Here is a 19,600-nt window from a genome sequence, read left to right on the forward strand (position 1 = left end):
GGGGGTCGTCGCATGGCACATCGGGTCGGTTACGCGCCGGGGGTCTACGACCTCTTCCACGTCGGCCACCTCAACATCCTTCGGCATGCCCGCAGCCAGTGCGACTATCTGGTGGCGGGCGTCGTCTCGGACGAGATGGCCGCGCTCGCCAAGGGCCGCCGTCCTGTGGTGCCGCTGGTGGAGCGGCTGGAGATCGTCCGCAGCGTGCGGTTCGTGGACGCCGCGTTCGTGGAGACGGTGCCGGACAAGCTGGAGACCTGGCAGCAGGTCAGGTTCGACGTGCTGTTCAAGGGCGACGACTGGCGCGGCACCGACAAGGGGCTGCGGCTGGAGCGGGACTTCGCCGCCGTCGGGGTGGAGATCGTGTACTTCCCGTACACCGTGCACACCTCCAGCACCCAGCTGCGCCGGGCGCTGGACACGCTCGCCGAGCCGGTCACACCCTCCGAAGCGCTCTGAACCACTTGGTGAGGAACGCGGCGAGGAACACCGCGTGCGCCGCGAAGAGCAGCAGATAGCCGGTGCGGAAGGCGCGCTCGCTGCCCAGCAGCAGGAAGACCAGGCAGAAGACGCCGTAGTCGACGGGCAGCAGGGCGGCGGCGCGCAGCCGTGACGGGGCGGGCGCGGCGGCGCCCGGCGTCTTCGGGGTGAGCTTGTCGGTCAGCAGCCCGCCGAAGAAGATCAGCACCGCGGCGAGCTGGAAGCCGAGCGGCAGCAGCAGCCAGCCGTCCGACGGCAGGGGGAAGTGCCGGTAGAAGGTGATGAGGACGGCCGCGTGCACCGCGGTGATCTTCGCGCAGTCGACGACATGGTCGAGCCACTCCCCCGCCGGTCCGCCCGCGCGCAGCAGCCGGGCGAGCTGCCCGTCGGCGGAGTCGAAGGCGAAGCCGACGGCCAGGCCCGCCCAGACCGCGACGGCCAGCGGCCACGACGGGCGGCAGACCGCGAGGGCGGCGATGGCGGCCCCGCTGAAGGCGGCGCTGACCAGGGTCACCTGATTGGGGGTGAGGTGGAGCCGGTACGCGGCCGCCGCCAGCACCCGGCCGACGGGCCGGTTGACGTACCGGGAGTAGAGCGAGACCCCCTTGGCGGTCTTCTGTGCGGCGCGCAGTTCCCCGAGCGCGGCGGTGAAGCCCGCCGGGCGCCCCGGTGCGGCCGCCACTACCGTCCTTGCCACGCAGCCCCCCACGCAGTTCCCTGGCGGCGCCGCCGCGCGGCGCCGTGTGGGGACCCATGATGACAGGCGGCTTCGCGGGGCGGCGCACCCGTGGCACAACGGGCCTGCCACCTCCCAGAGATCGGGACATTACGCCTTAAAGTGATCCGTGATGTCCATCTCCCGCCGCACCCTTCTCCAGGTGACCGCCGCCTCCGCCTCCGGGTCGCTGCTGGCCGGTTGCGCCGACGGCCACCCCTCGGGCGTCGCGCCCGCCACGTCCGAGGACGCCACCGGATCGCCGGGCACGGCCGACCGCGCGGCCTCCCCCGCCGCGTCCGCGCCGCCCGGTCCGCCCCCGCTGCGCCCGGGGCTGCCGGCGCAGATCGCGCACGGTCCGCGCGACCGCCCGCAGCTCGCCCTGACCTTCCACGGCCAGGGCGAACCGGCCCTGGCCACCGCCCTGCTGGCCGAGGCCGAGCGGGCGGGCGCCCGGGTGACGGTGCTGGCCGTCGGCAGCTGGCTCGACACCTACCCGCAGCTCGCCCGGCGCGTGCTGGACGGCGGCCACGAACTGGGCAACCACACCCAGACGCACGCCGACATCGACGCGATGGACGCCGCCGCGGCCACCGCCGAGATCGAGGGCTGCGCGCGGCGGCTGCGCCGGCTGACCGGCTCGCAGGGCCGCTGGTTCCGTCCCTCCCGCACCCGGAACGCCACCCCGCTGGTGGTGAGCCTGGCGAGACGGGCGGGCTACCCGCACCTGCTGTCGTACGACGTGGACCCGCTCGACTACACCGACCCGGGGGCCGCGAAGGTACGGGCCGCCGTCGCCGCCGCCGCGGGCCCCGGCTCGGTGGTCTCCCTGCACTTCGGGCACGCGGGCACCGTCGCGGCGCTGCCCGGAATCCTCGACGACCTGCACCGCCGCGGTCTGCGCGCGGTCACGACCTCGGAGCTGCTGACCTGATGCGACGCACCCTGAACTCCGTTCTCCCCGTCGCGGTTGCCGCTGTCGCCGCCGCTCTGACCGCCGGCTGCGGTGCCGGGGGCAGCCACGCCGCACCGGCCCACACGACCGCGAAGGCGACGATCAGGGCCGCCCGGGCGCAGGTCCCGCAGGGCCTGCCCGGCATGCCGCCGCCGCTCGACCCGAAGGACGTCTACGCCGCGGACCGCCCCAACGCGCTCTCCCCGGTGGTACGGAACTTCCCGTCACGGGTGTACGTGCCCAACACCAACTCGAACACCGTCACGATCATCGACCCGGCGACGTACAAGATCATCAAGACCATCCCGGTCGGCACCCAGCCGCAGCACGTGGTGCCGTCGTGGGACCTGAAGACGCTGTGGGTCAACAACGACCGGGGCAACACCCTGACCCCGATCGACCCGGCCACCGGCAAGGTCGGCAGGACGATCCCGGTGCACGACCCGTACAACCTCTACTTCACGCCGGACGGCAAGTACGCGGTGGTGATGGCCTCGCTCGACCGGCAGCTCGTCTTCCGCGACGCGCACACCATGGCCGTCAAGAAGGCGCTGCCGGTGAGCTGCTACGGCGTCAACCACGCCGACTTCTCCACCGACGGCAGGTACTTCATCGTCTCCTGCGAGTTCTCCGGTGAGCTGCTGAAGGTCGACACCGCGAAGATGGAGGTCGTCGCGCAGCAGAAGCTGCCCTTCAACGGCGCGATGCCGCAGGACGTGAAGATGTCCCCCGACGGCAAGGTCTGGTACATCGCCGACATGGTGGCCGACGGCGTCTGGACGATGAACGGCGACACCTTCTCCAAGCCGGTGCTGATGCGCACCGGCAAGGGCGCCCACGGCCTGTACGTCTCGCGCGACTCGAAGTACATGTACATCTCCAACCGCGAGGAGGGCTCCGTCTCGGTGCTCGACTTCGCCACCGGCAAGCTCGTCAAGAAGTGGCACATCCGCGGCGGCGGCAGCCCCGACATGGGCGGCGTCTCGGCCGACGGCCGGGTGCTGTGGCTGTCGGGGCGCTACGACGCGGAGGTCTACGCCCTGGACACCACCACCGGCGCCACGCTGGCCAAGATCCCGGTCGGCTCGGGCCCGCACGGTCTTGCCGTCTACCCGCAGCCCGGCCGCTACTCGCTCGGCCACACCGGGATCTTCCGCTAGACCGTCACGCTCCGGCGGGCAGTGCCCGGGCCAGCCGGGTCGCGGCGGCGGCGCGGGGGGCGCTGCCCTCCCGCCAGGTCCGCGACGGGTGGACGGAGTTGGTGAGCAGCACCAGGAAGCTGTCGCTCGCCGGGTCCAGCACCAGGCTGGTCCCGGTGAACCCGGTGTGCCCGACCGCGCCCCGGCCCGCCAACTCGCCCATGAACGACGGCTGATCCACCTCGAAGCCGGGCCACGGCCCGCCCTCGTCCAGCAGCGCGCGGCACAGCAGTGCCAGGTCCCACGCGGTGGAGAACAGCCCGGCGTGACCGCTGACGCCGGCCATCGCGTACGCGTTCTCGTCGTGCACCACCCCGTGCACCATGCCGCGGTCCAGCCGCCCCCAGGGCCGCCGCTGGTCCTCGGTCGCGGCGATCCGCGGCAGCATTCCCGGCGGCGGGTTGAAGCAGGTGTCGGTCATCCCGTACGGGCCGGTGATGTCCGATCTGACCAGGTCGTCGAGGAGCCGTCCGGTGGCCCGCTCCAGCGCGTACTGCGCGGCGATCAGGTTGAGGTCGGAGTAGATCCGCGCGGTGCCCGGCGGGTGCAGCGGCGCCTCGTCCCACAGCAGCGCGGCGCGGGCGGCGGCCGTCGGCTGGTCGTAGAAGGGCGCCTCCGCGCGCAGCCCCGAGGTGTGGTCGAGGAGCTGGCGCACGGTGACCGCCTCCTTGCCCGCGGCGGCGAACTCGGGGATGTACGACGCGACGGCGGCGTCCAGGTCGAGATGGGCGGCGGCGAGCCGGGCGGTGAAGAGCTTGGTCAGCGACGCCAGGTCGAAGACGGTGTCGGGCCGGGCGGGCACCCACCGCTCGGGCGGCAGCTCGCGGCCGCGGTCGGCGTCCTCGTCGTAGCCCTCGTAGCGGACGGCCCAGCCCAGGGCCTCGTGCAGCGCGACGGTACGGCCCCGTCCGGCCAGCACGACGGCGCCCGCACACCACGGGTGCCCGGGCGCCGGGCGCACGAACCCCGCCAGCTCGGGGACGATCCGGCTCAGCTCGGCGGTGTCGAGACCCGCCTCAGGGCAGGTACCTCTCGACAGCGGCGGCGCCATGTTCCTCCAGTGTCTTGCGGGCCTTCTCGATCAGCTCGGGGCTGGGGTCCCGGCCGGACAGCATGACCAGGTCCTCGGGGTCGACCACGCCTTCCGCCCCCGTGTGCAGCGCACTGTCGGCGGTCTTGAACCCCCACGTGCGCTCGTCCGCGGTATCGGACATCGCTTCCTCCTGATGGCCTACGGTCCCTCCACGGTACGTCGCCAGGGCCGACAGAGCCCGACGAAGCACGCCACGGCGACAAGTGCGCAGGTCAGCTGGGTTACGGCCATGGGTACGGCGGTGCCGTCACCGGCGATGCCGGCCAGCGGCGAGGCGATCGCGCCGACCAGGAAGGAGGAGGTGCCGAGCAGCGCGGAGGCGGAGCCCGCGGCGTTCCGGGTGCGCATCAGGGCCAGCGCGTTGGTGTTGGGCAGCAGCACGCCCATCGCCGACATCAGCACGAAGAGGGCGGTGGCGACGGCGGGCAGCCCGGCCCGCCCGAACACCCCGGTGGTCAGCGCCACCAGCGCGGCGGCCGCCAGGGTGACCACGACGAGCCCGGCGCCGAGCACCTTGTCCATGCTGACCCGGCCGATCAGCACCCGGCCGTTGAACTGGCCCATCGCGACCAGTCCGACCGAGTTGACGCCGAACAGCAGCGAGAAGGTCTGCGGCGAGGCCCCGTAGATGTCCTGGATCACGAACGACGACGCGGAGACATAGGTGAACAGGGTGGCGAAGGCGAAGCTGCCCGCGAGGGTGTAGCCGGTGAAGACCCGGTCGGCCAGCAGTCCGCGCATCGCCCCGAAGGTCTGCGCCATGCCGCCGCCGCGCCGGCTCTCCGGCGGCAGCGTCTCGCTCAGCCAGCGCCACACCACCAGGGTGAGCAGCAGGCCGATCACGGTGAGGACGGCGAAGACGCCGCGCCAGTCGGTGAGGCGCAGGATCTGGCCGCCGATGACCGGGGCGATGATCGGCGCGACCCCGGAGACCAGCATCAGGGTGGAGAAGAACCGCGCCATCTCCACCCCGTCGTACAGGTCGCGGACCACCGCGCGGGCGATCACTATCCCGGCGGCCCCCGCCAGGCCCTGGACCAGCCGGAAGGCGATCAGCAGCTCCGCGGACGGCGCGAAGGCGCACACCGCGGTGGCCAGGACGTAGACCGCCATACCGGTGAGCAGCGGGCGGCGGCGCCCCCAGCGGTCGCTGAGCGGGCCGACGACGAGCTGGCCGAGGGCCATGCCCAGCAGACAGGCGGTGAGCGTGAGCTGTACGGTCGCCGCGGGACTGTGCAGCGCGTCGGTGACCTGCGGCAGAGCGGGCAGGTACATGTCCATGGAGAGCGGCGGCAGCGCGGTGAGGCCGCCCAGGACCAGGATGACGAGCAGTCCGGCGCGGCGTCGCGTGGCGACGGTGTGCGGGGAGGGAGCGATGGTCGTGCTGTCGGTGGTGTGCGCGGGTGTGTCCGCCCCGGCGTCCTGCACGGCACTCTCCCTCATAAGTAGTTGAATTGCTCGCCTATTCTTTCAGCGATCGCCTACCGCCGGGACCGATATGAGGGCTGACCGATGAGTGACGGCACACAGACCATCCGCTGGGGCATCCTGGCGACCGGCGGGATAGCCGCCACCTTCACCGAGGCGCTGCTGACCATGCCGGACGCGGAGGTCGTGGCCGTCGGCTCGCGCACCCTCGACGGCGCGAAGGCGTTCGCCGAGCGCTACGGCATCCCCCGGGCCTACGGGAGCTGGGCCGAGCTGGCGGCGGACGACGGTGTCGACGTGGTCTACGTGGCCACCCCGCACTCCGCGCACCGCGCCGCCGCCGGGCTCTGCCTGGAGGCGGGCCGCGCGGTGCTGTGCGAGAAGGCGTTCACGATCAACTCCCGCGAGGCGCACGAGCTGGTGGACCTCGCCCGCGACCGCGGCCTGTTCCTGATGGAGGCCATGTGGACGTACTGCAACCCGCTGGTACGCCATCTGCTCGCGCTGATCGCCGAGGGCGTCATCGGTGAGGTGCGGGACGTCTCGGCCGCCTTCGGGTTCGCCGGGGAGTTCCCGCCCAGCCACCGGCTGCGCGACCCCGCGCAGGGCGGCGGCGCGCTGCTGGACCTCGGCGTCTACCCGGTCTCCTTCGCCCAGCTGCTGCTCGGCGAGCCGGACGCGATCCAGGCGTGGGCGCATCTGACACCCGAACGGGTGGACGACAACACCGGCATCGTCCTCGGCTGGAACGACGGCGCCGTGGCCACGCTGAGCTGCTCCATCACCGCCGACACCGGCGCCCCGGCGACCATCACCGGCACCACCGGGCGGATCGAGATCGCCGAGGGCTTCTTCCACCCCGAGCGCTTCACGATCCACCGCCAGGGCGAGACCCCGGTGACCGTCCGGCTGTCCGAGGTCACCTCCGACCACGACCGCGGCACCCTGCGGCACGAGGCCGCCGAGGTGATGCGGGCGCTGCGCGCGGGCGAGACGGAGTCCCCGCTGGTGCCGCTGGCGGGCACCCTGTCGGTGATGCGCACCCTGGACGCGGTCCGCGAGCGGATCGGCGTCACCTATCCGGGCGTCGACTGAACGGCGGGGCCCGTACGCCTCGCGGGCGGCCTTTATGGGTCAGGCCGCGCCGTGGCCCGCCGAGACCGCCTCGATCCTGGCGGCGAGGGTGAAGTCCTTCTCCGTCAGCCTGGCCCCGGCGGCGTGGGTGGTGATGGCGACGGTCAGGGTGTCGTAGCCGAGGGTCAGATCGGAGTGGTGGTCGAGTTCCGCCTGGATCCCGGCGATGTGCAGGGCGAAGATCGCCGCCGGCAGATGCGCCAGCCGGTAGGTGCGGGTGAGCGTCGTGTCGTCGTTCGTGAGGGACCAGCCGGGGAGTTCGGCGAGCCGGTCCTCGATCTCCTTGCGGGACAGCGGGTCGGCATAGGCCATCGAGGTGCCTCCTGGTGCGGGGCGGACGGTGGGCTCATCGTCGCACCGCATACCCTGCGGTGCCATGAGCGAGAACGAGCGGGTCGGACGGGTCGCGGTCGTCACGGGAGCGGGTTCCGGCATCGGCCGGGCCGTCGCGGTGGAGCTGGCCGCCGCCGGATGGACGGTGGCGCTGGCCGGTCGGCGGCCCGGACCGCTGGAGGAGACCGCGGCGCTGGCGGCGGACGCGGCCGCCGCCCCGGCCGGGGGCGGCGCCTTCGCCGTACCGTCGGATGTCACCCGGCCGGAGGACGTCACCCGGCTGTTCGCCGCGGCCGGCGAGCGCACCGGGCGGCTGGACCTGCTCTTCAACAACGCCGGGATGTTCGGCCCCGCCGTACCGCTGGAGGAGTTGTCGTACGAGCAGTGGCGGCTCGTCGTCGACGTCAACCTCAACGGCGCCTTCCTGTGCGCGCAGGCGGCCTTCCGGATGATGAAGGGGCAGGACCCGCGGGGCGGCCGGATCATCAACAACGGCTCGATCTCCGCGCACACCCCGCGCCCGCAGAGCGTGGCGTACACCGCGACCAAGCACGCCATGACCGGCCTGACGAAGTCGCTGTCGCTGGACGGGCGCCCGTACGGGATCGCCTGCGGGCAGATCGACATCGGCAACGCGGCCACCGAGATGACGGCGCGGATGCGCACCGGCACCGCGCAGGCCGACGGCACGACGGCCGTCGAGCCGGTGATGGACGTCCGGGACGTCGCCCGGACCGTGCGCCACATGGCGGAGCTGCCCCTGGAGGCCAACGTGCAGTTCGCGACGGTGATGGCGACGGCGATGCCGTACATCGGGCGGGGCTAAGCCCTTGGGGCGGGCGGCCCTAGGGGGGTGCCCGGGGGCGGGCGGGGTGGTGGGAATACGGGGCCGATCGGGGCGGGTTGGACCGGGCATGACGACGAACCCGCTTCCCGAAGTCCTGCGGTACACCGCCTTTTCCGCCGACCCCGAGGGCGGCAACCCCGCCGGTGTGGTCCTCGACGCGGCCGGACTCGACGAGGCGGCGATGCTCGCCATCGCGGCGGAGGTGGGCTACTCGGAGACGGCGTTCGTGACGGCCGCCGACGGCCGCGACCTCACCGTGCGGTACTTCAGCCCCAAGGCAGAGGTGTCGTTCTGCGGCCACGCCACCGTCGCCGCCGCGGTGGCGATCGCCGAGCGCACCGGGCCCGGTGACCTGCTCTTCCGTACTCCGGCGGGCGAGGTCCCGGTGACCGTCGCCGCGGGCCCCACCGGCACCCTGCGGGCCACGCTCACCAGCGTGGAACCGCACATCGAGGACGCGACGCCCGACACCCTCGCCGAGGCGCTCGCCGCGCTGGGCTGGTCGGCGGGCGACCTCGACCCGGCCTTCCCGCCGCGGATCGCCTACGCGGGCGCCCGCCATCTCGTCCTCGCCGCCGCGAGCCGTGCGCGGCTGGCCGACCTGGACTACGACTTCGAGCGGCTGGCGGCGCTCATGACCGCGCTCGACCTCACCACCGTGCAACTCGTGTGGCGCGAGAGCCCGTCGGTCTACCACGTCCGTGACCCGTTCCCCGTCGGCGGTGTGGTCGAGGACCCCGCGACCGGCGCCGCCGCGCTAGCCTTCGGCGCCTACCTCCGCGACCTCGGCCTTGCCACCGCCCCCGCCACCCTCACCCTCCACCAGGGCGACGACCTCGGCCGCCCGGGCGTCCTCACGGTCGAGCTCAGCGCGGGGGACCCGCGCGTGCGGGTGAGTGGGGAGGCGACGGTTATCGCCTGAAGGTCGCCCTTTCGGGCGCGCGCGTCACCACCGGGCCCGGAGGGGCGGATCGGTCGCTCCCGGGCTTCCGGGCCCGGTGGGGGCTGATCGCGCAGTTCCCCGCGCCCCTACGGGGCACGGTCCTCCGCGGCGGGTGCCTGCCGTCACCCCCGGCCCCAGAGGGGCGGATCGGTCGCTCCCGGGCCCCCGGCCGGACCGGGCTGGTCGCGCAGTTCTCCGCGCCCCTACGGGGCACGGTCCTCCGGTGTGGCGGGGTCGCGCGGTGTGTACGGGGGGTGGGTCGTGAGGTCGGTGTCGGCGTCCTTCCAGCGGTGGCGGAGGGTGGTCGCGACGCGGCGTGACCAGGTGGTGAGGTGCGGGAGGGCGCGGTGGGTGGTGGCGGTGCGGGCGGCTGATTCCAGGGTGGAGACCATCTGCGGGCGGCTGGGGTCGCCGGGTGGGCGGGCGTCGAGCGTGGTCAGGCGGTGGAGCCGCTCGACCGCGGTCGCCATGCACGCCGCGGCCAGGCCGTCGCCGAACAGCCGGTCGTCCGCCGCCTGCGGGACCGTACGGGCGAGGGCCCGCCGGTAGTGGTCCTGGGCGCCGGACGCGACGGGGTCGCCCACGGTGAGCCAGCCGGGGCCGGGCACGTGGAGGCAGGCGGCGCTGGTGAGCGCGTGCCGGTAGCCCGCGAACTCGAAGTCGATGAGCCGCCCTTCGCCCGCCGCGACCAGGAAGTTGTTCGCCTCGGGGTCGCCGTTGGTCAGCGCCAGGAAGGGGCCGGGGTCGGCCAGTTGGTCGAGCACCGCCGTCCATTCGGCCGCGGCGGCACCCGGCATCGCGGCGCCGAAGTCCGCGGCGAGCCGTACCGTCTCCCGCCAGGAGCCGAAGACCGCGCCCTCGCGGTCGGCCCGCGGGTCGACGGGCCCGAGCGCGCGCCGCCGGGCGTAGTAGCGGTCCGCGTGCCCCGCGGTGGCGGCGTTCAACTCCCCCAGCGCCGCGGCGAACGCCATGAGCGCGGCGGGCGGCGGGACGGCACCGTCGCGGCGCAGCACCTGGTCGAGCGCGACCCGCGGCGCCAGGTCCTCCAGTACCAGCACATGCGGCCGGGGCGCACTCGCCAGCACACGCGGTGCCAGCGCCACCCCGAGATCGTCGGCCAGGAACCGAAGTGCGGCCTCCTCGGTCAGCGTCTGCCGCGGGTCAGCCCGCGCCGCCGTGTCACGCAGCCACTTCACGACGACGGAGGTCGGCACGCCGGTCCCCTGCGCCGCGTCCACGGACGCCCGCAACACCGCCCAGGGCGCCAGCCGTTCGCACCGCGTCACCGTGACGGGTACCCCGAAGGCCCCGGTCAGCAGCCCCGCGACAGCGGCCGGACCGGGGACGGCCGGGTCGGGGGCGGGACCGTCAATGACTTCCCGCCGACGACATGAGCGTCATCAAGTGACGCATCGTCGTGGGCAGTTGCGGCGCGAGCGCCGTAGTGTCGGCGACAGGGGGAAGGGGCCGCGACCCGTCGGCGGAGGCCGTGCCGGTGTCCTGCCATTCGTTGCCGCCCTGGAGCGTCAGGGTGAAGACGGCGCCGCCGTGGCGCACGCTCAGCGACTGCCGGGTGGCGCTGCTGCTCAGATACGCGCTGTCGCCGATCCCGGGATACGGGCGCGTGGTCCCGCCGTCGTCCGCGGTGGTGACGAGTCCGGCGCCGTCCTGCTGGGCCGGGGCCAGGGTGGAGAGCACCGCCTTCGTGGTGTCCTCGAACTCGGCGCGGGGATCGGTCTTCTTGTGCAGGTCGAGGGTGAAAGTGACGGTGTACGTGGTCTGCCAGTGGTCGTTGGCGGGCCGGTAGCCGACCATGTCGCACGAGACATGGTCGAGGGCCGGCCCCCTGCTGACCGAGGCCGGGAGGGCGAGGAAGCCCTGCGCGGCGAGCGCGTCGGTGAGCGGCTGCAGGTTCTGGCCGGTGCACGGGTTGTCGGTGATGTGGTAGCCGTGCAGGTCGGGGGCGGCGGTGTGACCGTAGCCGGTGCCCTGGAGCACGGCGACCCAGGCCACGGAGGCCGCGGCGACCCCGCCGACCGCCCATGTCCACGGCCGGCGGCCCACGGGCCCGGAGGGGGTGGCCAGTTGGTCGCCGAGCCCCGGCTCCAGCCCCGCGTCCGGGCCGGGTTCGTGACCCGCTTCCGCTCCCGGCTCCGGGCCCCGCTCGGGTTCCGGCTCCCCGCCCGAGGACAGCTCCGGCTCAGTGATCACTTCCGCTCCCACCTGTCACGTAGGCGCTTACTCTACGGACGGGGTGAGGGTCACACCGTGCCCGGGTCGGTGGGACGGTGGTCGGTGGGGCCGCCTTCGGCCAAGGGGTGGTCGGCCGGGCCATAGACCTGGATCTGGCCCTGGTGTTCGCGGACCGCGAGCCGGGGCAGTGGCGGCAGCGGGTGGTGGGAGCGGAAGTTGTGCAGGGGCGCGCCCTCCAGGGCGAAGGTGGCGCCGTGGCAGGGGCAGACCAGGGTGGTGCGGGCGTCGTCGAGCCCGAGTCGGCATGCCTGGTGGGTGCAGACCGCCGACACCGCGCGCAGCCTGCCTCCGGTGCGGTGCACGACGCCGACCACGGCGCCGAGGTCGAAGTCCCGTACCGCGCCCTCGGGGAGGTCGGCGGCGGCCACGACGGTCTGCCACGCACCGGTCGTCGGCATGATCTCGCCGCCCCCGGCGCCGTCCGCTGCGGCGGGCGCGTCCGAGGACGAACTCGGGCCCAGGCAGCGGTCGGTGGCGAATCCGGCGGTGAAGGCGGAGGCCGCCACCGCGCCCGCCCGCAGGAACCGGCGGCGGCCCGGTGTGAGCGTCACGTTCCACGGCCGTACGACCGCGGGAGCTGCCGCGGGCTGCTCCGACTCCCGCTCCGCGGCGGCCTGTTGGGCGGCGATCCGGCCGCGCAGCTCGTCGATGAACTCCTGCCGCGGCCGGTCCGCGCCGGGGCGCGCGGCCACCAGCTCGATGGCCGTCCGCACCACGGCCACGTCCTCCTCGGTGGGGTCGAAGGCCCGGGACTTGCGGCGGCGCAGCAGTCGGTCCACGAAACGGTCGGCTCCCCGGCCCCTCGCACCTCTCATCACGCCTCCCCTCCTTCTCCGCGGTCGCCCCGCGCCCGCCGGTCGTGCTGATCCTGTCCGACCTCGTCGTCCGAGCGGGCCGGTGGGGCCTGATCGCCTCCTTCGGGCCGGAGCCCGGCCGCCCGGCGCAGTGCCCGGTGCTGGAGCACCTTCGCGTTGGCGACGCTGATGTCCAGTTCGGCCGCCGCCTCGCGGATCGAGTATCCCCGCAGGAACCGCAGGGTCAGGATCCGGCGGTAGCGGTCGGAGAGCCCCTGCAGTATCCGGCCCGCGCGCTCGGGGGCGTCCCCGGGTGGCGGCGGTGCGCCCGGTTCCGGGAAGTCCTCCAGGCCGCCCTCGCCCAGGTCGATGACGGTGACCTGGCGGCCCAGGGTGCGCTGCCAGTGGCCCGCGAGCACCGTGCGGGCGGTGGCCAGCAGATACGCGCGGACCTCGCCGACGGTCGCGGTGGGCCGCAGCGACGGCAGCGCGGTCAGGAAGACCTGCGAGGTCAGGTCCTCGCTGTCCTGCCGGTTGCCGACCTTGCCGAACATCAGCCGGTAGATCCGGTCGACGTTGTCGGCGTAGATCGCCTCCCAGTCCGGGTAGGCGGCGGTCGGCAGCCGCCGCGGCCGTGCGCCGACGGCGGCCTCCGCCGGGGACCCCCCCGTTCTCCTCAGGTCCCCGGCGGCCCCCGGGGCCGCGGCCGAATGCGGCTCCCCGGTGGTCGTCGGCGCGCCCGCCGCCGCGCTCCTACGCGAGGCCGTGTTCACACCACGCCTCCGCGTCCAGGGCGCTCTGCGTGCGGTCATGCCTCATCCTGAATGCCATTGCTCGCCCGTCGCCAGAGGGGGTGGTCACCGATGCACACATGGAGGAATAGCCACCCGGGTTACACCCGGCGCCAGCCCCGCGCCGCCCACCCCGCGCGTTCCTCGGCCCGCGCGGCCCGTTCGGTGCGCGCGGTGACGGCGCCGTACACCCACAGGGCGGCCAGCAGGACGAGCGTGGCGGACTCGGCGAGCACGCTGAGCAGGGCCTGCGGGTGCGGCTGGAAGCCGTGTTCGGTGAACCCGAAGACGCCGACGGTGCGGGAGGCGACGAAGCCGGTGAGCGCTCCGGCCGCCGTCCCGGCCGCCACCAGCCGCAGCACCGGCGGCCCGCCGAGCAGCAGCAGCGCGGCGACCGCGAAGGAGACGCTGGCCTGGAGCAGGAACATCACGCCGACGTCATGGATGAAGCGGTAGCCGTCGACGTAGAGCTTGGCGTGCAGATAGCCGCTCTCGGTGAGGGTGGCGGCGGTCGCCACGCGCAGCGCGGGGGCGACGAGCCGCCCGCTCATGGCGCGATCGCCGCTCACGCGTGCGCTGTTCGTCCGGTCACCGCTCGTGCGTGCGCCGCTCATGCCAGCCTCACGTCCTTGACGGCGAGCGCCTGGCCGCCGACGCGGTAGTCGACCGTACGGATGCCCAGCGCGTCCTTGAGCCGTCCGGCGGGCAGCACCTGCGGGGTCGGCGCCGGGCCCTGGCCGGGCTTGGGCAGCGGATAGGCGGTGGTGGTCGCCGAGTGGAAGGTGATGTTGCCCTCGGTCTTGGTGAAGAGCTGGTGCACATGGCCGTTGAGGCAGGTGACCGAGGAGAAACGCCGTAGCAGCGCGATGACCTGCATCGCGTCGTCGGTGCTCCACCCCCACTTGGGGTACATCGCGAACAGCGGGATGTGGCTGAAGACCACCACCGGGGTGTCGGACTTCACGGCCGCCAAGTCCCTGCGGACGAAGGCGATCTGGTCGACGCCCAGGTGCCCGAGCTTCTCCAGGCTCAGGGTGTTGACCAGTGCGAGGAAGTGCACGCCGTGGGTGTCGAAGCTGTACCAGCCGTCGCCCGAGGTGTTGCGGCCGAACGCCTGCCGGTACGCGCGGCCGTTGTCGCTCACCGAGTCGTGTTCGCCCGGCACCGTGAAGACCCGGTCGGTACGGGCGGCGGTGAGCATCTGCTTGACCTGGTCGAACTGTTCGGGCGTGGACAGATGCGTCAGGTCGCCGGTGTGCATGACGAAGTCGGGCCGGAATCCCAGGGAGTTGATCTGGGTGATCGCCTCGGTGAAGGAGCCGGTGACATCGGTGTTGGCCGGGCCGGTGAAGCCGATGTGGCTGTCGGAGACCTGGACGAAGCGCAGCGCGTTCGGGTCTGCGGCCGTACGTGCCGCCGAGGCCGCCGCGGCGCTGTCGTGGTCGTGCGCGACATGGCTGATCACCTCGCCGCCCGCGACAGTGAGCACCACCGCGCCGCCGAACCATCCGGCGTGCCGCACGAGTTGACGACGCGTCATGCCGTGCTCGGTCTGCTCCGGCTGCCCGTCCCCCGACGCCGGCCCGCCGGACGTCGAGCGCGCCCCCGTCACGCGGTCACCGTCACGGTGGCGGTCATGAACGGGTGGATGGTGCACAGGTAGTCGTACGTGCCGGGCTTGGTGAACGTATAGCTGAAGGTGCCGCCGGTCCCCAGCGCCGCCGACTTCAGCGGGCCGCCGGAGCCAGTGCTCGTCACGGTGTGCGCGTCGGTGTCCTGGTTGGTCCAGGTCACCGTGGTGCCCACCTTGACCACCAACTTCCCCGGCGCGAAAGCGAAGTTCTTGATCGCCACCGTGTCACCGGCCACGGGCGCGGACGGTGCTCCGGTGACGGGCGCGGTCATCGTCATGCCCGGCATCGTGCTGGTCGCCGGGCTCCCCTTCCCGGCGTCACCCGGCACACCCGCCAGGCTCTGCCCCGCGCCCGGCCGCAGCGAGGGGTCGGCCCCGGCGGCCGAGTGCGACGAGCCGCAGGCGGTCAGCAGCGTGAGCGCGCCGAGCACGACGAGGCTCAGCCCGGCCCCGGCGCGCGGTTTGATACGCGGATGCATGGTGGTCTCTCTCCTGGCTTCCGGCCCGCCGCCCCCGGCGGACTCCGTGCGGCGCCGGTCGGCCCTTGCGCGACCGGCGTTCACCGAAGAGATAGGAGGGGGCGTTACACCCGCACACCCGCCGGTCGTCGTCGGCGCGGCCGCGAGTCTCCCCTCGGCGTACGGCGGTGCGCGTTGCGAGGGCGCGCGGCCGCGCGGAGAGTGGGGGTATGACGCGACCGACGGCGGCCGAGGGATCCGGCCAGGACCCGGGTTCCGGCCCCGACCCCCAACTCATGCTGACCGTGGCACTCGCGGAGGCCCGTACTGGGCTCGCCGAGGGCGGGATCCCGATCGGCGCGGCGCTGTTCGGGCCCGAGGGCGAACTGCTGGGCCGGGGCCGTAACCGCAGGGTGCAGGACGGCGATCCGTCGGCCCACGGCGAGACGTCGGCGTTCCGGGCCGCCGGGCGGCTGCGCGGCTACGGGCGGACGACCATGGTGACGACGCTCTCGCCGTGCTGGTACTGCTCGGGCCTGGTACGGCAGTTCGGCATCGGCCATGTGGTGATCGGCGAGGCGCGGACCTTCGAGGGCGGCCACGCGTGGCTGGCCGAGCACGGGGTACGGGTGACGCTGCTGGACGACGCCGAGTGTGTCGCGCTCATGACGGATTTCATCGCCGCTTCCCCCGAACTCTGGTTCGAGGACATCGGGCGGTAACCACCCCGCAGGCTGGGCATGTGCAGGACACTGGGAGCATGACCGCTGCCGAGCCCGTCCGTCTGATCGTCCTGCGTCACGCGAAGTCCGCGTGGCCGGACATGGACGACCACGAACGCCCGCTCGCCCCCCGCGGCCACCGGGACGCCCCGGCCGCCGGACGACTCCTGCGCGAGCTGGGCCGGCTCCCCGACTTCGTGGTCTGCTCCACCGCGCGGCGGGCCCGCGAGACCTGGGAGTCGGCCACCTCCGCCTGCGGCTGCGCGGCCCCGGTGGTGTTCGACCCCAGGATCTACGACGCGAGCGCCGCCGAACTCCTCGACGTCGTACGCGAAACCCCGCCGCGGGTACGGAACCTGCTGCTCATCGGCCACCAGCCGGGCCTGCAGAACCTGGTACTCGGCCTGGCCGACGACCGCCCGGCCGACCGCACCACCGCCACCGCCACCGCCACCGCCACGGATCCCGACGCGCTGTCCCGCGCCCGCGAGAAGTTCCCCACCTCCGCCTTCGCGATCCTGGAACTCCCCGCCCCCTGGTCCGCCCTCGCCCCGGGCGCCGCCGCCCTCACCCACTTCGCCGTCCCCCGCGGCCGCCGCCTCTGATCCCCGTCCCACCGGCCGGGGCGCCTTCCCCACTCTCCCGTCCCGGCGGAGTCAGTGGCTCAGCACGTTCGCGGCCACGATGAACAGGCCGATCAGGACGTCCATCCCCCCGACGCGGCAGGCCGCGGGCCAGTTCTGGCCCGCCACTCGCGCCGCCCACAGCCCCCATCCGAACAGCGCCGCGGTGTTGATGACCAGGGCGACGTCGACCCCGCTCGGCTCGCTCCACCACCCGGCTGCGGCGCCCAGCAGCGCCGCGACCGTCGGCACCGCGGCCAAAACCAGCGGCCACTCGGTGAGCACCGACCGCAGGACCTCGACGGTGACCTTCTTCTGGCCGGCCTCCGCGCCCTCCTCCCCCGCCGTCCAGTGCGCGACGGCGTGCGCGTAGCCGTGCGCCGCGGCCGCCGCGAGGACGGCCACCAGAATCCACAGCGCGTCGTAGCCGGGGTCCTGCTGCTCGCCGTCGTGATCCAGCGCAGACGCCAGCGCGCTGGCCAGCACCGTCCCGTAGACACCCCCGAACAGCAGCCGCTGCAGGTGCCTCCTCGGCCAGGTGGCAGTCACGCCACGGCCGCCCGAGTCGCCCCGCTCGTCCGGCACGCTGTCCCGCTCGTCCGCCAAAATGCCGCCTTCCCACCGGAACACACCGTTTGCGCACGATGAAACCGTATGCGGCGGTGTCCGCCGCGTCGGCACGCGGAGCACCGGACCTTCGGAGGTCGTCCGAAGGCCCGGTGCCGTCAGGGGGTGGTCGTCGGCGAGCGGCTAGCCGATCGTCCACCTCTGGAGTGCGGAGCCGGTGTCGGCCTGCTGGGTGACCAGGGCGCCGTCGGTGGTGGAGGCGGTGGTGAGCAGCAGTCCGCTCTTCACGGAGGCGACGGTGTAGGCGCCGCCGGACTGCTGGGTGACGGTCCAGTGCTGGTTGGTGCCCGTGGTGCAGGTCCACTGGATGACCTGGGCGCCCGCCGTGGTGGAGCCGCCGCTGACGTCGGCACACAGTCCCGACTGGGCGTTCTTGAGCTGGTAGGAGCCGTCGGCCTGCTGGGTGAACTGCCAGCTCTGGTTGGTGCCGCCGTTGGCGGTCCAGGTGATGAGCTGAGTTCCGGCGGTGGTGCTGTGGTTGGGGTCGTCGAGGGCCTTGCCGCTGGTGGTGAGCGTGTGGGTGCCGTTGAGGTTGCCGGACGAGGTGCCGACCGCGGTCATGGTCAGGGTCTGTTCTGCGGCGCTGCGGGTGCCGCCGACGCTGTTGCCGGTGGAGTTGGTCCAGGAGCGGGCCGGGGTGGTCTCGGCCAGGCGTCCACTGGTGGCGGACAGCCCGACGACCAGGCCGCTGTAGCGGTTGACCAGCTTGTACGTGCCGTCCGCCGTACCACTGGTGGTGGTGCCGGGGACGATGAACCACTGCTGCCCGACGGTCGGTCCGCCCGCCGGGGCGGCGGTCACGGTCGGCGCGGTGCCCCAGGCGCGGGTGGCGGAGGAGGTGGCGGCCACACCGAGCAGCTGGCCGGTGGAGGCGTTGGCGATCCGGTACGAGCCGTCGCCGTCGGCCGTGAACGACCAGGCGTCGAGACCGGTCCCCGAGGCGGTGGCCAGCGAGGTGGTGGCGGAGCTGCCAGAGACCTGGGCCAGGACGCGGCCGTTGCCGCCCGCGATCTGGTACGTCTTCGCCGGGTCGAACGGCGCCGCGGCGGGTGCCGAGGAGTTGATGGTGACGTTGACGTACTCCGAGGAGGATCCGCCGGAGCAGCCGAAGGAGCAGTAGGTGCGGAAGTCCTTGCCGACGATGGTGGAGCTGGTCTTGTTCGCACTGTCGAGGAACATCCGGTACCAGGACGCCGTGTGGTAGCTGCCGGTGTCGCCGAGCAGGGTCCACTTCTGCGTGGCGAGGTTGTCGGTGGCGTAGTACTGCTGCGGCGCGTTGCCCGACTGGTCGACCGCCTGCGGTTCGCCGATGTACAGGCCCAGATAGGCGTTGTACGTGACATCCATGACGAACAGCGGTGAGGTCGGCGGGGTCTTGCCCGCGGCGACCTGCTGGTCGACGGTGCCGGTGCTGGCCGGGCTGTACTCCTGCGAGGTGGGCGTGTAGCCGGTGGTGCTGCCGGAGCCCACCGGCACCATGTTGCTTTCCTTGCCGCCGACTCCGGGCTGCGTCCAGGCGCCGTCGTACCACTTCTGCCAGGTGCCGGCCGCCATCTTGCCCGACATCGGGGCGCGGGCGGCGTGTTCGTAGAACGCCTTCCAGCCGCCGTTCTTGTCCACCAGGCGGGCGCCGTAGAAGACGTAGAAGTACCCCGAGGCGGTGTCGGCGAACAGCCGCTGGTCACCGTCGCCGTAGTAGTAGGTCTGCTGGGGGAAGGCGGTGGTGTCGCCGCGGGTGGTGGAGTACGGGGAGGTGATCGCGTGGTTCTTGATCGTCCACGTCCTGCCCTGGTCGGTGGAGACCGCGTAGTCGATCGCGTCGTAGTGCAGCCCGTCGCCGAAGGGCTGCGGGGTGAACTCGTTGTGGACCAGCCCGTACCAGTCGCCGGTGTCCGGGTCGACCCACACCCCTGACAGGTCGCAGTAGTTGCGCTGCGCGTAACCCGACCCGGCCGGTGCGTTGCTGGAGGTCAGGCCGGTGGGGCTGTTGTTGCACCGCCACGTGGTGTCGTTGTTCTTGTCGTTGGCGTTCGCCGGGTTCACCGCGTCACTGATACCGCTGCGGGTGGCACCGTCCAGGTTCGCGCCGGAGTAGAACGTCCACGCCCGCCCGTCGGACGCGCCGTAGAGGGAGTGCGCCTCCTGGAAGTAGAACGTGCCGTCCTTGTCGGTGTACGGGTTCGGCGGGGTGTCGTCCGGATGCGTCCACGATCCCTTCGCCCCCACCGTGACCGAGTACGAAGCGGCCGCCGGGGCCGCCGAAGCCCCGGGCACCACCGCCAGCGCACCGGCCACCACCGCCAACGCGGCAGCGGCGACGACACCGAGAAGTCTGACCCGAGGAGGTGACATGGGGGGATCCGCCTTCGACTAGGAAACGCGATCGTGGTGGACCGGCGTGCCGACCGGCCCATGACCTCGGGGTGCGCGCTAAGTGCTCACAGATGCTCAATATGAATGAGAAGCAAACAGTTTCGCTCACCCCTGATGGTGGAACATGGTGGGACTCGTCGGCGGCCGTGTCAACCAAGACGACACAAGACCGGTCGGGCCGGGCTGAACGCCCGGCCCG

Annotated in this window: 22 protein-coding genes; 8 read left to right on the forward strand and 14 right to left on the reverse strand. The window is 73.0% G+C overall.

The window, feature by feature from the left end; all coding sequences use genetic code 11:
• Positions 1-12 precede the first annotated feature (12 nt).
• Positions 13-459, forward strand: a complete 447-nt coding sequence (locus AB0M29_RS26300) for an adenylyltransferase/cytidyltransferase family protein (protein WP_365386718.1) — start codon at positions 13-15, stop codon at positions 457-459.
• Here AB0M29_RS26300 and AB0M29_RS26305 read toward each other — a convergent pair.
• Positions 437-1,111, reverse strand: a complete 675-nt coding sequence (locus AB0M29_RS26305; RefSeq protein ID WP_365386773.1) for a CDP-alcohol phosphatidyltransferase family protein — start codon at positions 1,109-1,111, stop codon at positions 437-439. The genes AB0M29_RS26300 and AB0M29_RS26305 overlap by 23 nt on opposite strands.
• Positions 1,112-1,328: 217 nt before the next feature.
• On the opposite strand from AB0M29_RS26305, the gene AB0M29_RS26310 reads away from it, so the two are divergent.
• Together AB0M29_RS26310 and AB0M29_RS26315 are read left to right on the forward strand one after the other, a co-directional pair.
• Positions 1,329-2,129 carry a polysaccharide deacetylase family protein gene (locus tag AB0M29_RS26310; RefSeq protein WP_365386721.1) on the forward strand — a complete coding sequence of 267 codons (801 nt, stop codon included), beginning with the start codon at positions 1,329-1,331 and terminating at the stop codon, positions 2,127-2,129.
• Entirely contained in the window at positions 2,129-3,310 is a 1,182-nt protein-coding gene (locus AB0M29_RS26315; protein ID WP_365386724.1) for a hypothetical protein, read from the forward strand. Before AB0M29_RS26310 ends, AB0M29_RS26315 begins: the two co-directional genes overlap by 1 nt.
• A gap of 4 nt (positions 3,311-3,314) precedes the next feature.
• On the opposite strand, the gene AB0M29_RS26320 is transcribed toward AB0M29_RS26315, so the two are convergent.
• The 3 genes from AB0M29_RS26320 to AB0M29_RS26330 are packed head-to-tail and all read right to left on the reverse strand — an operon-like array spanning position 3,315 to position 5,819.
• A complete protein-coding gene (locus tag AB0M29_RS26320; protein ID WP_365386726.1) occupies positions 3,315-4,400 on the reverse strand; it encodes a serine hydrolase domain-containing protein in 1,086 nt (361 codons plus the stop codon).
• Positions 4,366-4,563, reverse strand: a complete 198-nt coding sequence (locus AB0M29_RS26325) for a hypothetical protein (protein ID WP_365386728.1) — start codon at positions 4,561-4,563, stop codon at positions 4,366-4,368. The genes AB0M29_RS26320 and AB0M29_RS26325 overlap by 35 nt, the downstream gene beginning before the upstream one ends.
• Positions 4,564-4,580: 17 nt before the next feature.
• Positions 4,581-5,819 carry a multidrug effflux MFS transporter gene (locus AB0M29_RS26330; protein WP_365386776.1) on the reverse strand — a complete coding sequence of 413 codons (1,239 nt, stop codon included), beginning with the start codon at positions 5,817-5,819 and terminating at the stop codon, positions 4,581-4,583.
• Positions 5,820-5,954: 135 nt separating this feature from the next.
• Here AB0M29_RS26330 and AB0M29_RS26335 point away from each other — a divergent pair, with 135 nt between their 5' ends.
• On the forward strand, positions 5,955-6,965 hold the full coding sequence (locus AB0M29_RS26335; protein WP_365386729.1) for a Gfo/Idh/MocA family oxidoreductase: 1,011 nt from the start codon (positions 5,955-5,957) through the stop codon (positions 6,963-6,965).
• A gap of 39 nt (positions 6,966-7,004) precedes the next feature.
• On the opposite strand, the gene AB0M29_RS26340 is transcribed toward AB0M29_RS26335, so the two are convergent.
• Positions 7,005-7,316, reverse strand: a complete 312-nt coding sequence (locus tag AB0M29_RS26340; protein ID WP_365386731.1) for a 4a-hydroxytetrahydrobiopterin dehydratase — start codon at positions 7,314-7,316, stop codon at positions 7,005-7,007.
• A 64-nt stretch (positions 7,317-7,380) separates the two neighbouring features.
• Between AB0M29_RS26340 and AB0M29_RS26345 the strand changes: the two genes are divergently transcribed.
• Together AB0M29_RS26345 and AB0M29_RS26350 are read left to right on the forward strand one after the other, a co-directional pair.
• Positions 7,381-8,163, forward strand: coding sequence for an SDR family oxidoreductase (locus tag AB0M29_RS26345; RefSeq protein WP_365386732.1), 783 nt, complete (start codon positions 7,381-7,383; stop codon positions 8,161-8,163).
• A gap of 88 nt (positions 8,164-8,251) precedes the next feature.
• Entirely contained in the window at positions 8,252-9,106 is an 855-nt protein-coding gene (locus AB0M29_RS26350) for a PhzF family phenazine biosynthesis isomerase (protein ID WP_365386735.1), read from the forward strand.
• A 224-nt stretch (positions 9,107-9,330) separates the two neighbouring features.
• On the opposite strand, the gene AB0M29_RS26355 is transcribed toward AB0M29_RS26350, so the two are convergent.
• The 7 genes from AB0M29_RS26355 to AB0M29_RS26385 form a co-directional block, all read right to left on the reverse strand.
• Positions 9,331-10,341 (reverse strand): hypothetical protein, encoded by a 1,011-nt coding sequence (locus tag AB0M29_RS26355; RefSeq protein WP_365386737.1) that lies wholly within the window; start codon positions 10,339-10,341, stop codon positions 9,331-9,333.
• 154 nt (positions 10,342-10,495) lie between these two features.
• Positions 10,496-11,338, reverse strand: coding sequence for a hypothetical protein (locus AB0M29_RS26360; protein ID WP_365386739.1), 843 nt, complete (start codon positions 11,336-11,338; stop codon positions 10,496-10,498).
• A gap of 50 nt (positions 11,339-11,388) precedes the next feature.
• Positions 11,389-12,195: a Rieske (2Fe-2S) protein gene (locus tag AB0M29_RS26365; RefSeq protein WP_365386741.1), complete on the reverse strand. Its 807-nt coding sequence runs from the start codon at positions 12,193-12,195 to the stop codon at positions 11,389-11,391.
• Positions 12,195-12,947 (reverse strand): RNA polymerase sigma factor, encoded by a 753-nt coding sequence (locus AB0M29_RS26370; protein ID WP_365386742.1) that lies wholly within the window; start codon positions 12,945-12,947, stop codon positions 12,195-12,197. The genes AB0M29_RS26365 and AB0M29_RS26370 overlap by 1 nt, the downstream gene beginning before the upstream one ends.
• Positions 12,948-13,066: 119 nt before the next feature.
• Positions 13,067-13,579 (reverse strand): hypothetical protein, encoded by a 513-nt coding sequence (locus AB0M29_RS26375; RefSeq protein ID WP_365386743.1) that lies wholly within the window; start codon positions 13,577-13,579, stop codon positions 13,067-13,069.
• Complete coding sequence (locus AB0M29_RS26380) at positions 13,576-14,577, reverse strand: metallophosphoesterase (protein WP_365386746.1); 1,002 nt, start codon at positions 14,575-14,577, stop codon at positions 13,576-13,578. Before AB0M29_RS26380 ends, AB0M29_RS26375 begins: the two co-directional genes overlap by 4 nt.
• On the reverse strand, positions 14,574-15,077 hold the full coding sequence (locus AB0M29_RS26385; protein ID WP_365386748.1) for a cupredoxin family copper-binding protein: 504 nt from the start codon (positions 15,075-15,077) through the stop codon (positions 14,574-14,576). The genes AB0M29_RS26380 and AB0M29_RS26385 overlap by 4 nt, the downstream gene beginning before the upstream one ends.
• 275 nt (positions 15,078-15,352) lie before the next feature.
• Between AB0M29_RS26385 and AB0M29_RS26390 the strand changes: the two genes are divergently transcribed.
• Positions 15,353-15,778, forward strand: a complete 426-nt coding sequence (locus tag AB0M29_RS26390) for a nucleoside deaminase (RefSeq protein ID WP_365386778.1) — start codon at positions 15,353-15,355, stop codon at positions 15,776-15,778.
• Positions 15,779-15,816: 38 nt separating this feature from the next.
• A complete protein-coding gene (locus AB0M29_RS26395; RefSeq protein WP_365386749.1) occupies positions 15,817-16,383 on the forward strand; it encodes a histidine phosphatase family protein in 567 nt (188 codons plus the stop codon).
• A gap of 51 nt (positions 16,384-16,434) precedes the next feature.
• On the opposite strand, the gene AB0M29_RS26400 is transcribed toward AB0M29_RS26395, so the two are convergent.
• Both AB0M29_RS26400 and AB0M29_RS26405 read right to left on the reverse strand, forming a co-directional pair.
• On the reverse strand, positions 16,435-17,007 hold the full coding sequence (locus tag AB0M29_RS26400) for a hypothetical protein (protein WP_365386751.1): 573 nt from the start codon (positions 17,005-17,007) through the stop codon (positions 16,435-16,437).
• Positions 17,008-17,151: 144 nt separating this feature from the next.
• On the reverse strand, positions 17,152-19,380 hold the full coding sequence (locus AB0M29_RS26405) for an RICIN domain-containing protein (protein ID WP_365386752.1): 2,229 nt from the start codon (positions 19,378-19,380) through the stop codon (positions 17,152-17,154).
• Positions 19,381-19,600: the final 220 nt, after the last annotated feature.

Source organism: Streptomyces sp. NPDC051976, assembly GCF_040680795.1.
Taxonomy (GTDB): Bacteria; Actinomycetota; Actinomycetes; order Streptomycetales; family Streptomycetaceae; genus Actinacidiphila.

Coding starts and splice junctions, on each gene's coding strand:
- AB0M29_RS26365 (WP_365386741.1), bottom strand. CDS start 12,195: ATGAGAGGTGCGAGGGGCCGGGGAGCCGACCGTTTCGTGGACCGACTG.
- AB0M29_RS26390 (WP_365386778.1), top strand. CDS start 15,353: ATGCTGACCGTGGCACTCGCGGAGGCCCGTACTGGGCTCGCCGAGGGC.
- AB0M29_RS26300 (WP_365386718.1), top strand. CDS start 13: ATGGCACATCGGGTCGGTTACGCGCCGGGGGTCTACGACCTCTTCCAC.
- AB0M29_RS26395 (WP_365386749.1), top strand. CDS start 15,817: ATGACCGCTGCCGAGCCCGTCCGTCTGATCGTCCTGCGTCACGCGAAG.
- AB0M29_RS26315 (WP_365386724.1), top strand. CDS start 2,129: ATGCGACGCACCCTGAACTCCGTTCTCCCCGTCGCGGTTGCCGCTGTC.
- AB0M29_RS26385 (WP_365386748.1), bottom strand. CDS start 15,077: ATGCATCCGCGTATCAAACCGCGCGCCGGGGCCGGGCTGAGCCTCGTC.
- AB0M29_RS26325 (WP_365386728.1), bottom strand. CDS start 4,563: ATGTCCGATACCGCGGACGAGCGCACGTGGGGGTTCAAGACCGCCGAC.
- AB0M29_RS26310 (WP_365386721.1), top strand. CDS start 1,329: ATGTCCATCTCCCGCCGCACCCTTCTCCAGGTGACCGCCGCCTCCGCC.
- AB0M29_RS26350 (WP_365386735.1), top strand. CDS start 8,252: ATGACGACGAACCCGCTTCCCGAAGTCCTGCGGTACACCGCCTTTTCC.
- AB0M29_RS26345 (WP_365386732.1), top strand. CDS start 7,381: ATGAGCGAGAACGAGCGGGTCGGACGGGTCGCGGTCGTCACGGGAGCG.
- AB0M29_RS26405 (WP_365386752.1), bottom strand. CDS start 19,380: ATGTCACCTCCTCGGGTCAGACTTCTCGGTGTCGTCGCCGCTGCCGCG.
- AB0M29_RS26340 (WP_365386731.1), bottom strand. CDS start 7,316: ATGGCCTATGCCGACCCGCTGTCCCGCAAGGAGATCGAGGACCGGCTC.
- AB0M29_RS26375 (WP_365386743.1), bottom strand. CDS start 13,579: ATGAGCGGCGCACGCACGAGCGGTGACCGGACGAACAGCGCACGCGTG.
- AB0M29_RS26320 (WP_365386726.1), bottom strand. CDS start 4,400: ATGGCGCCGCCGCTGTCGAGAGGTACCTGCCCTGAGGCGGGTCTCGAC.
- AB0M29_RS26335 (WP_365386729.1), top strand. CDS start 5,955: ATGAGTGACGGCACACAGACCATCCGCTGGGGCATCCTGGCGACCGGC.